This is a genomic window from Chitinophagales bacterium (assembly GCA_020635995.1).
Taxonomy (GTDB): Bacteria; Bacteroidota; Bacteroidia; order Chitinophagales; family UBA8649; genus JAFMKE01.
In genome coordinates this window covers 766,935-779,550 of the sequence record JACJYS010000001.1, presented here as the reverse complement: position 1 = coordinate 779,550, position 12,616 = coordinate 766,935, and the positions used below count along the sequence as shown (strand labels likewise).

11 protein-coding genes and 1 tRNA gene are annotated in these 12,616 nt (G+C 33.9%); 7 read left to right on the top strand and 5 right to left on the bottom strand.

Annotated elements, in window-relative coordinates; all coding sequences use genetic code 11:
- Positions 1-18: 18 nt before the first annotated feature.
- The gene (locus H6578_03365; GenBank protein MCB9226200.1) at positions 19-2,067 is read right to left on the bottom strand and encodes an ATP-dependent metallopeptidase FtsH/Yme1/Tma family protein; all 2,049 of its coding nucleotides are present in this window, start codon (positions 2,065-2,067) and stop codon (positions 19-21) included.
- Complete coding sequence (rsfS, locus tag H6578_03360) at positions 2,064-2,435, bottom strand: ribosome silencing factor (GenBank protein MCB9226199.1); 372 nt, start codon at positions 2,433-2,435, stop codon at positions 2,064-2,066. The genes H6578_03365 and rsfS overlap by 4 nt, the downstream gene beginning before the upstream one ends.
- 50 nt (positions 2,436-2,485) lie before the next feature.
- Between rsfS and H6578_03355 the strand changes: the two genes are divergently transcribed.
- The 4 genes from H6578_03355 to H6578_03340 all read left to right on the top strand — a co-directional run bounded on the left by H6578_03355 (position 2,486) and on the right by H6578_03340 (position 5,800).
- Entirely contained in the window at positions 2,486-3,244 is a 759-nt protein-coding gene (locus H6578_03355) for a biotin--[acetyl-CoA-carboxylase] ligase (protein MCB9226198.1), read from the top strand.
- Between the two features lie 52 nt (positions 3,245-3,296).
- A complete protein-coding gene (locus H6578_03350) occupies positions 3,297-4,157 on the top strand; it encodes a 1,4-dihydroxy-2-naphthoyl-CoA synthase (GenBank protein ID MCB9226197.1) in 861 nt (286 codons plus the stop codon).
- A gap of 69 nt (positions 4,158-4,226) precedes the next feature.
- Positions 4,227-5,282, top strand: a complete 1,056-nt coding sequence (locus tag H6578_03345; protein ID MCB9226196.1) for a cytochrome-c peroxidase — start codon at positions 4,227-4,229, stop codon at positions 5,280-5,282.
- The gene (locus H6578_03340) at positions 5,282-5,800 is read left to right on the top strand and encodes a ferritin (GenBank protein MCB9226195.1); all 519 of its coding nucleotides are present in this window, start codon (positions 5,282-5,284) and stop codon (positions 5,798-5,800) included. Before H6578_03345 ends, H6578_03340 begins: the two co-directional genes overlap by 1 nt.
- 213 nt (positions 5,801-6,013) lie before the next feature.
- Here the strand turns inward: H6578_03340 and H6578_03335 are convergent, their stop codons facing one another.
- On the bottom strand, positions 6,014-7,174 hold the full coding sequence (locus tag H6578_03335; protein ID MCB9226194.1) for an acyl-CoA dehydrogenase family protein: 1,161 nt from the start codon (positions 7,172-7,174) through the stop codon (positions 6,014-6,016).
- Positions 7,175-7,268: 94 nt separating this feature from the next.
- On the opposite strand from H6578_03335, the gene H6578_03330 reads away from it, so the two are divergent.
- Complete coding sequence (locus tag H6578_03330) at positions 7,269-8,909, top strand: T9SS type A sorting domain-containing protein (protein MCB9226193.1); 1,641 nt, start codon at positions 7,269-7,271, stop codon at positions 8,907-8,909.
- Between the two features lie 3 nt (positions 8,910-8,912).
- Here the strand turns inward: H6578_03330 and H6578_03325 are convergent.
- Together H6578_03325 and H6578_03320 are read right to left on the bottom strand one after the other, a co-directional pair.
- Positions 8,913-8,996 (bottom strand) — tRNA-Leu (locus H6578_03325).
- A 66-nt stretch (positions 8,997-9,062) separates the two neighbouring features.
- Positions 9,063-10,964 carry an ABC-F family ATP-binding cassette domain-containing protein gene (locus H6578_03320; GenBank protein ID MCB9226192.1) on the bottom strand — a complete coding sequence of 634 codons (1,902 nt, stop codon included), beginning with the start codon at positions 10,962-10,964 and terminating at the stop codon, positions 9,063-9,065.
- A gap of 54 nt (positions 10,965-11,018) precedes the next feature.
- Between H6578_03320 and H6578_03315 the strand changes: the two genes are divergently transcribed.
- Together H6578_03315 and H6578_03310 are read left to right on the top strand one after the other, a co-directional pair.
- On the top strand, positions 11,019-11,669 hold the full coding sequence (locus tag H6578_03315; protein MCB9226191.1) for a hypothetical protein: 651 nt from the start codon (positions 11,019-11,021) through the stop codon (positions 11,667-11,669).
- Between the two features lie 35 nt (positions 11,670-11,704).
- Positions 11,705-12,616 carry a DUF58 domain-containing protein gene (locus H6578_03310; protein MCB9226190.1) on the top strand — a complete coding sequence of 304 codons (912 nt, stop codon included), beginning with the start codon at positions 11,705-11,707 and terminating at the stop codon, positions 12,614-12,616.

Sequence of the window (12,616 nt, the reverse complement as noted above, 5' to 3'; positions counted from 1 at the left end):
ACGAATTAAAATGTATTTTTATAATTCATTTTTAATGTCGCCCGAAATTTCATTATTATTAGAATTTTCAGCAACACTATTTTCTTCTTTTTTTACTTCATCATTTTGCACATCTGCAACTGATGTATGCTCCGTTTCAAAAGGTCTTTTACCTATTAATCTTTCCACATCGTCTTTTACTATTACTTCTTTTTCTAAAAGTACCTGAGCCACTTTATTTAAAGATTCTCTTTTTTGGTTAAGCAGTGCCACTACTCTCACATATTGCTCATCAATAATAGCTTTTACTTCCTCATCTATTTTTCTGGCAGTTTCATCAGAAAAAGGCTTTTGGAAATTTTCGTTTTTCATTAGTTCATAATAAGAAACATTTCCTACCGATTCTGTCATACCAAAAATTACTACCATTTGGTAAGCCGTGCTGGTTACTTTATCTAAATCATTTTGTGCTCCTGTAGAAATATTGCCAAAAACAATTTGCTCTGCCGCTCTACCCGCCAATGTAGCTGCTATTTCGTCTTGCAGTTGTTCTTTTGTAGTCAAATTTCTTTCGTTTGGCATATACCAAGCGGCTCCTAAAGACTGCCCACGCGGCACTACCGTAACTTTTACTAATGGATTAGCATGCTCTAAAAACCAACTACTAACAGCATGTCCTGCCTCATGAAAAGCTATACGTTTTTTCTCGTCTATAGAAATTATTTTGTTTTTCTTTTCTAAACCGCCTATTACTCTATCTATAGCACTATTAAAATCGTCTAAATCTATTTCCGATTTATTTCTTCGTGCGGCTATTAATGCTGCTTCATTACAAATATTGGCTATATCTGCTCCTACAAAACCCGGTGTTAATGCTGCTAATTTTGAAAGCTCTACAGATTTTGACAGTTTTATGTTTTTAACATGAACTCTAAAAATTTGCTCACGTTCTTTTAAATCCGGTCTATCTACGTGTATTTGTCTATCAAAACGCCCCGGACGCAATAAGGCTTTATCCAATACGTCTGGTCGGTTGGTGGCGGCTATAAGTATAATGCCTTTTTCGCTACCAAAACCGTCCATTTCTACTAAAAGTTGATTTAAAGTACTTTCTCTTTCATCATTACTTTGTATGGCATTTTTACCTCTAGCACGCCCTATGGCATCTATTTCATCTACAAATATGATACAAGGAGCTTTTTCTCTGGCTTGCTTAAATAAATCTCTTACTCTTGAAGCTCCCACGCCTACAAACATTTCAACAAAATCGGAACCGGATATAGAGAAGAAAGGTACTTTAGCTTCGCCAGCCATAGCTTTAGCCAGCAATGTTTTTCCTGTACCCGGAGGACCTATTAATAAAGCTCCTTTTGGTATTTTTCCTCCCAAACGGGTATATTTTTCGGGTTCTTTTAAGAAGTTAACTATTTCCATTACTTCTTCTTTGGCTTCGCCTAAGCCTGCCACGTCTTTAAAAGTTACCGGAGATTTTGTATTTTGATCAAACAATGTAGCTTTTGATTTGCCAATATTAAATATTTGACTACCTCCGCCCATGCCTCCGCCCATTTTTCGCATAAAATATATAAAAATACCTATAAAGAAAATAAACGGTAAAAACATAATTAAGCTATCCCAAAACGATTCTCTTTGTTCGTAATCTATAGGAACAGATTTAATTTCCGGATGAGCCGTTTTTACTTCTTTCATATCTTCGGCAAACTGCTTGCCGTTGGCTACTGTAAAATAAGCATTGTAAGATTCAAAAAAGTTGCCGGAATTTTTTAGTTTTTTGTATTTTTCATTGTTTTCTAAAGCATCTTTTTTAAGATAAACCTCCACTTTGCGGTCATTTACCACCACTACTCTTTTAACATCGTCTGCTAAAAGCATTTCATCTTTAAAATAATCTTGTGTTATTTTTTGGTCGGTGCTGGTTCCCATTCCTCCCGATAAAAAGATGGAAACGATAAGCAAAACACCTAAAATGGCATAAATCCAATAGGGATTAAAGCCATCATTTCCGTTATTATTAGGTATTATAGGTTCTTTTGGAGTATTTTTTTTCTTCTGTTTTTCTTCACTCATACTGTTTCATGTTCTATAGCTATGGCATCGCTCCAAAGCTCTTCTAATTGATAATATTGTCTTGTTTCTTTATAAAAAATATGTACTACCACATCAAAATAATCTAAAATAACCCACTGTGCATTGGCTTTACCTTCTTGCCCTTGTGGTGTTTGCCCTGTTTCTTCTTTCACAGTTTTATACACGGCATCAGCTATACCTGAAACTTGAGTAGTATTATTCCCATGGCAAATTAGAAAAAAATCTGCCACAGAGTCTGATATATTTCTTAGGTCTAATTCTACTACTTCCTCCGCTTTGGTGTCTAAAATAGCTTCAACAACTATTTTTTTTAATAGTTCCGAATTTGTAGTTTTTTTCTTTTTCAAATAAACTTTAATTTTGATTTTTTAAATGTTACACAAAAATAGTAAATCTTTTGAGTGAAAATAAAAACAATCTCATTATTGGCAATGTTTTAAATCATATTAACCAATGTAATTCTACAAATTCTTATGTTAAAGATTTTATAACAAAAAGTAAGCCATTAGAAGGAACGGTATTTTATACTGACAAACAGACGGCAGGCAGAGGACAATTTGGCAACTTATGGCAAAGCGAAGAAGGGCAAAATTTAACTTTTTCTTTTATCGTTTATCCTAAGTTTTTGGGTGTTGATATGCAGTTTTATTTATCTAAAGCGGTTTGCATTGCCATTGTAGATGCTTTAAACAGCCTAACTAATATGCCTTTTAAAATAAAATGGCCTAACGATATTTATTATAAAAACAAAAAATTAGCCGGTATTTTAATTGAAAATCAATTGAGTAACAACCAAATAAGCAATGCTATAATTGGTATTGGTATTAATGTTAATCAAGAAGATTTTGAAGGCTTACCTAATGCTACTTCTCTATTTAATATTGTAAAATATTTATTTAATAAAAAGAAGGTTTTAGAGGTGGTTTTAAAAAATCTTGACGTTCAATATTTGAAGTTGATAGCTAAAAAATTTGATGAAGTAGATACCGATTACCACCATAAACTAATTTCTTATAAAAATAACTTCTTTTTTATTGAAAATGGAGAGCAAAAAAACGGCATTTTACAAAAAGTAAATACTGCCGGTCAATTAGAAGTTTTGGTAAATAATGAACTAAAAAAATACAATTTTAAGGAAATAGAGTGGGTATTGTGATAAAATAAGTACTTAAAAAATTAATAATTACTTTTGCGAAAAAATAAACTTCATGGCAAATATAAACTGGCAAGATGCCCTACCTGCACACAGAAATGGCGAGAAATTTGAAGATATTACTTACAAAAAATGTAATGGCGTAGCTCGTATAGCATTTAACCGCCCTAATGTTCGCAATGCTTTCCGACCTAAAACCACTAAAGAACTGTACGAAGCTTTTTATGACGCCAATGAAGATACCTGCATAGGCGTAGTGCTGTTAAGTGGCGAAGGACCTTCTACTAAAGATGGCAAATGGGCTTTTTGTAGCGGTGGCGACCAAAGTGCCAGAGGACATAAAGGATACGTGGGAGAAGACGGCTACCATAGGCTAAATATACTTGAAGTGCAACGTTTAATAAGATTTATGCCCAAGGCAGTAATAGCAGTAGTGCCCGGCTGGGCTGTAGGTGGCGGACACAGCTTGCACGTAGTATGCGATTTAACCCTTGCCAGCAAAGAACACGCTATTTTTAAACAAACCGATGCAGATGTAACCAGTTTTGACGGTGGATATGGTTCGGCTTACTTAGCCAAAATGGTAGGGCAAAAGAAAGCCAGAGAAATTTTCTTTTTGGGTAGAAACTATTCCGCACAAGAAGCTTATGAAATGGGAATGGTAAATGCTGTAATTCCTCATGCCGAATTAGAAAATACTGCGTATGAATGGGCACAAGAAATTTTAGCAAAATCACCTATTTCTATTAAAATGTTAAAATTTGCCATGAACCTTACAGATGACGGCATGGTGGGGCAACAAGTTTTTGCAGGAGAAGCCACACGCTTAGCTTATATGACAGACGAAGCTATAGAAGGCAGAAATGCTTTTCTTGAAAAACGAAAACCTAACTTTGACAAAAAGTGGATTCCTTAAAAAAAGTTAAGTTTAAAAGAACTTAATTAGGCATTAGTGAGTTAATAGCAGTAAACAACGAACTACAAAATGCTTAAAAATTCACTCTTCATCTCAAGTTTACTTATAATATTAGTGGCTTGTTCGCCAAGTACAAATAATAACAATACGGCAAACAATACATCTTACGATTTAGCCTTAAACAAACATCTTTATCTTTTTGAGGCATTGCCTACTAAAGCAGATAACCCAAACAATATTAGCACTCCAGAAAAAATAGAATTGGGGCATATTTTATATTTTGACACCCGATTATCTTTAACAGGAAACAATAGTTGCAACTCTTGCCACAACTTGGCAACTTTTGGAGTTGATAATTTACCAACCAGCGAAGGCGATAACGGAGGTTTTGGCGATAGAAATTCTCCTACGGTTTTAAATGCGGCTTTGCACAGCATGCAGTTTTGGGACGGTAGAGCCAAAGATGTAGAAGAACAAGCCGGTGGACCTATTACTAATCCTGTAGAAATGGCTATACCTTCAAAAGCATTTTTAGTAGAAAGACTAAACAATATAGAACTTTATAAAGAATGGTTTGCTAAAGCATATCCTAACGAAGAAAACCCTATAACTTATGAAAATGTTCAAAACTCAATAGCCTGTTTTGAAAGAGAATTATTAACGCCTTCTCGTTTTGATAAATACTTAAATGGCGATGAAAACGCACTAACAGAACAAGAGAAAAAAGGTATGCTTTCATTTGTGCTAAATGGATGCACTACCTGCCATAGCGGAGTTTTATTAGGTGGCAATACTTTTCAAAAATTTGGTGTTTATGAAGATTTTTGGAAAGCTATAAATGACGAAAAAAGAGATAAAGGATTAGCCAGTGTTACAAATAATACGGCAGACGAGTTTATGTTTAAAGTGCCTTCTTTAAGAAACGTAGAACATACTTACCCTTATTTTCATAATGGCAGTGTAGATAGCTTAGAGCAAGCTGTAAGAATAATGGCAGAACTACAACTTAATAAAGAACTTTCTGACACTGAAGTAAAAAATATTACGGCATTTTTAAAGTCGCTTTCCGGAGATATACCGCAACAATACAAAACAGAACCCAAAGAACTTAAAACTCAGCTATAATGATTTCAGATAAAATAGAACAAGCTCTTAACACCCATTTAAAAGAAGAATTAAGTGCCTCATTGCAATATTTAGCTATGGCAAGCTGGTGCGACACTAATGGAATGGACGGAGCGGCTCAGTTTTTTTATGCTCAATCGCACGAAGAGAATTTACATTTTATTAAACTATTTAGATACATTAATGAAGTGGACGGACACGCCATAGTTCCTCAAGCTAACCAACCAAAAAATGAGTTTAAAAACATAGTAGAAATTTGCGAAAGTGCTTACAAAAATGAGCAAGCTGTTACAAAATCTATATACAAATTAGTAGAACTTTCTAATGTAGAAGAAGACCATGTTACTACAGAGTTTTTGCGTTTTTATGTACAAGAGCAAAGAGAGGAAGAAACACTTTTTAGAACCATACTTGACAAAATAAAACTAATAGGCAGTGGGGCTCAAAGTTTATATTATATAGATAAAGAACTTGCCAACCTAAGTGGCACAGCACCAGAACCGCCTGCTGATGTGTAGGATGGATTAATAATTGGTACGAGCTACAAGCTTGCACCAGTTTAGGGAGAATTATATAAAGATTGGTACGTGCAAATAAGACCTACCATAAGAAAAATAAACATTCTATTAGAAATGTCGGGAGGAAACTCCCGACAGCACGGAAATACTGCCTTAATTCAGCCAATAATTCACTATGAATGGGTACTATGTGGTCTTTCTTGTCTTACCTAGCTACTTTAACTTCCCTAAAACACTTCTGGCAATCAATTCTTTCATTATTTCATTAGTACCGGCATAAATGCGTTGCACACGGCTGTCTGCCCACGCACGGGCAATATCGTATTCCCAAATATAACCATAACCACCATGCAGTTGCAAGCCTTCTTCTGCTACTTTAAACTGTAAGTCTGTTAACCAATATTTTGCCATGCTGGCAGTAGCTTGGTCTAATTTTTTATTATTATGCAGTTGCACACATTTATCTAAAAATACTCTGCCTATTTGTACTTCTGTGGTTAGTTCCGCTATTTTAAATCGTGTATTTTGAAATTTATCTACAGTAGTACCAAAAGCGGCTCTTTCTTTTACGTATTGTACGGTTTTATTTAAAGCATTTTCTGCTTGAGCTATAGCTCCAATGGCTACTACTAATCTTTCTTGAGCTAACTCTGTCATTAAATATTTAAAGCCTTCGCCTTCATTTCCCAGCAAGTTTTCTTTAGGAATTTTTACATTTTCAAAAAATAACTCGCAAGTATCTTGTGCGTGCAAACCTATTTTTTCAAAAGGCTGTCCTTTGGTAAAACCCTCACTTTCTGCATCTACATAAAATAAACTAATACCTTTTGCTCCTTTTGTAGGGTCAGTTTTAGCAGCCACCACTACTCCCCCAGCCAAATATCCATTGGTTATAAATGTTTTACTACCATTTAGCAAATAATAATCGCCTTTATCTTCTGCCGTACTTCTCATGCCTTGCAAATCGCTTCCCGCTCCCGGTTCGGTCATAGCTATAGCCAGCACATTTTCTCCACTAATACATTTAGGAACTACTTTTTCTAATAAACTCTCTTTTCCGTAATGCAAAATATATGGAAAAACAATATCGTTGTGCAAAGGATATCCTACAGCGGGACCGGCACAACCTGTTAAGCCTAATTCTTCCGTTAAAATAGTATTGTATCTAAAATCTGTAATTCCCAGTCCTCCATATTTTTCAGGAGCTTGCATACACAAAAAACCCGCTTCGCCCAACTTTAACCAAGATTCTTTACTAACCATCTGGTCTTTTTCCCATTTTGCATTATAAGGTGTTATTTCTTTAGCAATAAAATCTCTTACCGATTGACGAAACATTTCTTGCTCTTCTGTGTATATATCTCTACTTATCATAGTGTAAAAATAAAGAAAGGAATTTAAAAATTGGTTCTGCAAATAATTAAATAAAATATTTTTTATAAATTAGGGGACACAAACATAAACTACAATGAACAAAACTTTACTTTTTACTCTTATTATCTCCTTTTTTACCCTACAATTAAATGCTCAATGTTCTGAAAATGACGAAACAAAAGTGCTATTAATTGGCGATAGCTGGGCATTCTTTATGTATGTAGATGGTACTATTGATAATGTTTTTGAAAAATGGGGACATACACACTACAAATTTTTAAGTAACCCCACTGTGGCAGAAAACGGAGCTGAAACAGATGATTTTCAAGGTAGTAGTAAGCAAACAGAAATACAAAACTTAATAAATGACAACCCCAGTATTGAAGCTATACACCTCAGCATAGCCGGAAATGATGTTTTAGGCGATTGGAATGTAAATTTTACGCAAGCTCAATTAGATGAGTTGATAGATAGTGTTTATGCCAGAACTCTTGATGTTGTCAACTTTTTAAAATCAACAAAACCGGGAATTAAAATAGTATTTAGTGGATATGTTTATCCTAATTTTGAAGAAATACTAACTGTTAATAATCCTTTGGGAAATAGTCATCCATTTTATGGAACATGGAACAGCATGGGACAGCCTACTTTTTTGCAAATAAATACTATACTAAACGATTTTAGTACGCTTATGGAAGACTATGCTAACACAGAACCACAAGTTGAATTTTATAAAGCACCCGCATTAATGCAATACACTTTTGGTCAAAATGATGTGTTGGGAGTTGCTCCGGGAGGCACATATCCTCCTTTTACTCAACCTTTGCCTTTTGGCGACCCAAGTTATCCTTCTCCTAAAGAATCTATGAGAGATTATTTGGGCATAACAAGAGATTGTTTTCATTTATCGCCTAAAGGATATAGAGATTTAATTGGCTACCATACTCAAAAATTTTATCATAAATTTTTAATGGACGACCAATATTTGCTTTCTACATTAAGCAATGACGGAAGTGTTTCTTCTGCTCAAAATGTTTCTAATGATTTAATTTTAGGTAAAAATGGTAGCGAAGATTTTGCCACAGTTTTAAATTTTAACACCCAAAATATGGATTGGCAAAAAGTAACTAATGCTGAAATATTTTTAAGAATAGAAGAAATAACAGGCGATAATCCTTTAAGTTCTCCCGTAGAAGTTAGTGTTAAAAGTGGTAATTTGGGCTCAACTATTACCATAGATGCTGCTGACTATACTGCTAATACCGATATGGATGAAACGCCTTGTGTTTTTGGTTCAAATAATCAAACTCAATCGTGGATAAGAATAGAACTACCCGCCACTATGAATGAGTTTATAACTAAAAATAGCAACACTCAATTTTTAATAAAAAGTACAAGTACAACAGACGGCACCGTAAAATTTACTAACGCCAGCGATAGCGATTTTGCTCCTGTTTTAAATTTAAAATACGATACCACCTATACTTCTATTAAAAATATAACTGAAGAAAGCACGCTTGTTTTATTCCCTAATCCGGCAGAGCATATTTTAAGAATAAATAAAAATGAAGCTTCTATATCAAGCATTAAAATATACAACTCGCTTGGGCAGCTTTGTTTACAGCAACAAAATAATAGCACAAGTATAAATGTAGAATCTTTAAATTCGGGATTTTACAAAGTAGCTATAACTATGGATAGCAAAGTGATAATGAGGAATTTTGTAAAAAAATAAAAGTGCCCGGAACAAGATTTGAACTTGCACGGCATTGCTGCCACCACCCCCTCAAGATGGCGAGTCTACCAGTTTCTCCACCCGGGCTTACACTATGCAAAAGTAAAAGATTATTTTTGTTTGTAATAAGCAAAATGTAAGTTTAACTATATTTTACCCTTCTATTTTAACAGCTATTTCTTCCCACTGCTCCATCAGTTTGCTTAAATCGTCTTTCATTTTTTCGTAATCTTTAAAAAATGCAGGATTTTTACTTAATTCTTGATATTTTTCCGGGTCTTTCAACTGCTCTTCTGTTTGGTTTATTTTTTCTTCCAGCGTAGTTATTTTACCTTCCACACTTCTCAACTCTTTGCGTAAAGCATAATCCTCTTTACTATTTACTGAGGACTTAACTACAGTTTTTTCTTCTTCCTTTTTTTTATCTAATTCAAACGCTCTAAAATCACTTGCTTTTCTGGCTCTTAAAAATTCATTAATATCGCCTATATGTTCTTTTATGCCTTTATCTTTAAATTCAAAAACTTTATCGGTTAAGCCTTGCAAAAAATCCCTGTCGTGCGACACGACTATAACCGTACCTTCAAACTGCTGAATAGCCTTCTTTAACTGGTTTTTAGAACGCATATCTAAATGATTTGTAGGTTCATCAAGCACCAATAAATTTGATGGTTCAAGCAATAATTTAGCCATTGCCAATCTTCCTTTTTCGCCACCGCTGAGCACTTTTACTTTTTTTTCTACATCTTCGCCACTAAACAAAAAAGCTCCCAATAAATTCCTTACCTGTGTTCGCATATCTCCAGTAGCAGCATCGTCTATGGTTTGCAAAACTGTCCTATCGCCATCTAAACTCTCCGCTTGGTGCTGAGCATAAAAAGCTAAACTCACATTGTGTCCCAGTTCTAAATTGCCTTTATAAGGTATTTCGCCCACTATCATTTTAGCCAAAGTGGTTTTACCCATGCCATTTTTACCTACAAAAGCTATTTTCTCGCCTCTTAATATTTCAAAATTCAAATGATTAAGTACTAATTTTTTGCCATAAGATTTTTGTACATTTTCTGCTTTTACTACTACTTTTCCTGAGCGTGGTGGCTTTTGAAACTGAAAATGAATAAGGCTGTTATCGCTTTGGTCAACTTCTATTTTCTCAAGATTATCTAATTTTTTCATCAAATTTTGAGCAAATTTTGCTTTTGTTGCTTTCGCCCTAAATTTTTCTATATTTCTTTCGGTTTGCTTTATAAACTCATCTTGATTTTTTTTAGCCTGCACTTGCTTCTCTATTCGCTCTTGCCTTTGCTCTAAATAATTAGAATAATTGCATTTGTAATCTTCTATTTTGCCCATTACTATTTCTATAGTTCGGGTAGTTACATTGTCTAAAAATTGCTTGTCGTGCGAAATAAGTATTGTTGCTCCTTCATAATTTACCAAAAATTCTTCAAGCCATATAATTGACTCAATATCAAGGTGATTGGTAGGCTCATCTAATAAAATTAAACTGGGTTTTTGCAATAAAATTTTAGCTAAAACTATACGCATTTGCCAGCCACCACTAAGGGTATTAACAGGTATATCCATTTCATGGCTTTCAAAACCTAAACCCTTTAAAACACGCTCTATTTCTGCATCGTTTTGTGTAGCTCCAATAGTGTGCAGCATGTGTTCTTTTTCTGAAAGTTGATTAATCAATTCTAAATAACTTTCACTTTCATAGTCGGTTCTATTAACTAACTGATGCTGAATATCTTCAATTTCTGCTTCTAATTTATTTACTTTTTCAAAAGCTTTTCGGGTTTCCTCTATCACACTCAAACTACTATCTATATCAATATCTTGTGGCAAATAACCGATAGTATAATTATTGGCAGTTTCTATAGTGCCGCTATTAGCACGCTGCTGATTAGAAATAATTTTTAGCAATGTAGATTTCCCAGCACCATTTTTGCCTGTCAATCCCACCCGTTCTCTGTCTCCTACCTGAAAAGTAATGTCATCAAACAGAAATTTTCCACCAAATTCAACTGAAATATTGTTAACACGAAGCATTTTGCAAAGGTAAACTTATTAATTATTTTATCTTTGCCCTAATATTCATCAAACATGAAAAACACCTTACTTTTCTTATTTATTTCTTTTAGTTTATTTCTTTTAAGTGCTTGCACTTCTTTTTTTAATAACGAAATAATTATAGATAATGACGATTTTTCTACCATGCACCTTACCGTAGATGGCAAAACACAGGAATTAGCCGGATATACCACACTTACTTTAAAACTTCCTAAAGGAGAACATGAATTTACGGCAGTTATAGAAGGCGAAGCTATTTTTGACAGCACCATAACTATTAAAGAAAACGGACTGGTAAATTTAATGAGAAACACTTACGTAGTTTGGCACGATTTGTACTTAAAAAATCCTGATGAATATGAAAAATATGCTACAGAAGCTCTTAAAAATGAAGATGTAAAAATAGCAAACAAACTTTATGAAGATGTTCAGTTTGAAGTGTATGAAGGAGATGTTTTTATACCAAAAAATTGGGATTTTGGCTTAGATGAAGAATGGCCAGAAGAAGTAGATTTTAGTGGAGAATATGCTGTAAAAGGTAAAATTTATAGATTGATAGATTTAGAAGAAAGTTGGGGTTTTTATCAAGATTTTGATTTTTCTGATAAAACAGACGAAGAACTAAACCAGTTTTTAGATTCTTTAATAAATGATGTAGCCAATGATTCAATGGCTGTACAATAATTTTTTTCTTGCAATTTCATTATATTTAAACCACAATGGCGTTATACGAACTTAAAGAAGTACAGGAAATTAAAAATCTTTCTTTTTTAGCTAAACAAGTAGTTGAAGGATTTATTGTAGGCTTGCACCGTAGCCCTTTTCATGGTTTTTCTGTTGAATTTGCAGAGCATAGGCTTTACAACCCCGGAGAATCTACTAAAAATATTGACTGGAAAGTTTATGCCCGCACTGACAAACTATTTACAAAACGCTTTGACGAAGAAACTAATCTTAGATGCCACATTGTGTTAGATACTTCCTCTTCTATGTATTACCCGTTAGAAGACAAAAAACTAAATAAGCTTAATTTTTCCGTTTTAGCCGCTTCGGGTTTAATAGAATTGCTTCGCAAACAACGTGATGCTACGGGAATAGCTTTGTTTTCAGATAAAGTAGATACTATTACGCAAGCTAAATCAAATTCTGTACATATAAACGGCATTTATAATGAGCTGGAAAAAGTGATAGCTAATGAAAAACTGAATGTACAAACCAATGCTGCTCAAAGCATACACGAAATAGCTGAGCAAATACACAAACGTTCTTTAGTAATTATTTTTAGCGATATGATGCAAAGCAACAATCAAGATGATGTTTTTGATGCACTGCTACATTTAAAATATAATAAGCACGAAGTAGTTTTATTTCATGTGGTAGATAGAAAACATGAAATAGAATTTGATTTTGACAACCGCCCGTATTTATTTGTAGATATGGAAACTAATAATGAGGTAAAACTTCACGCCAATGAAGTGAAGAAAAAATATCAAGATTTTATGCACGAATTTGAACAAAAAATAAAGCTCAAATGTGCCCAATATAAAATAGATTTTGTTCCTGTAGATATTCAAAAACCTTTCCATCAAATATTAACACCTTATTTATTGAAAAGGGTTAAAATGATGTAG

Coding starts and splice junctions, on each gene's coding strand:
- H6578_03365 (MCB9226200.1), bottom strand. CDS start 2,067: ATGAGTGAAGAAAAACAGAAGAAAAAAAATACTCCAAAAGAACCTATA.
- H6578_03335 (MCB9226194.1), bottom strand. CDS start 7,174: ATGATAAGTAGAGATATATACACAGAAGAGCAAGAAATGTTTCGTCAA.
- H6578_03330 (MCB9226193.1), top strand. CDS start 7,269: ATGAACAAAACTTTACTTTTTACTCTTATTATCTCCTTTTTTACCCTA.
- H6578_03315 (MCB9226191.1), top strand. CDS start 11,019: ATGAAAAACACCTTACTTTTCTTATTTATTTCTTTTAGTTTATTTCTT.
- H6578_03320 (MCB9226192.1), bottom strand. CDS start 10,964: ATGCTTCGTGTTAACAATATTTCAGTTGAATTTGGTGGAAAATTTCTG.
- H6578_03345 (MCB9226196.1), top strand. CDS start 4,227: ATGCTTAAAAATTCACTCTTCATCTCAAGTTTACTTATAATATTAGTG.
- H6578_03310 (MCB9226190.1), top strand. CDS start 11,705: ATGGCGTTATACGAACTTAAAGAAGTACAGGAAATTAAAAATCTTTCT.
- H6578_03340 (MCB9226195.1), top strand. CDS start 5,282: ATGATTTCAGATAAAATAGAACAAGCTCTTAACACCCATTTAAAAGAA.
- H6578_03350 (MCB9226197.1), top strand. CDS start 3,297: ATGGCAAATATAAACTGGCAAGATGCCCTACCTGCACACAGAAATGGC.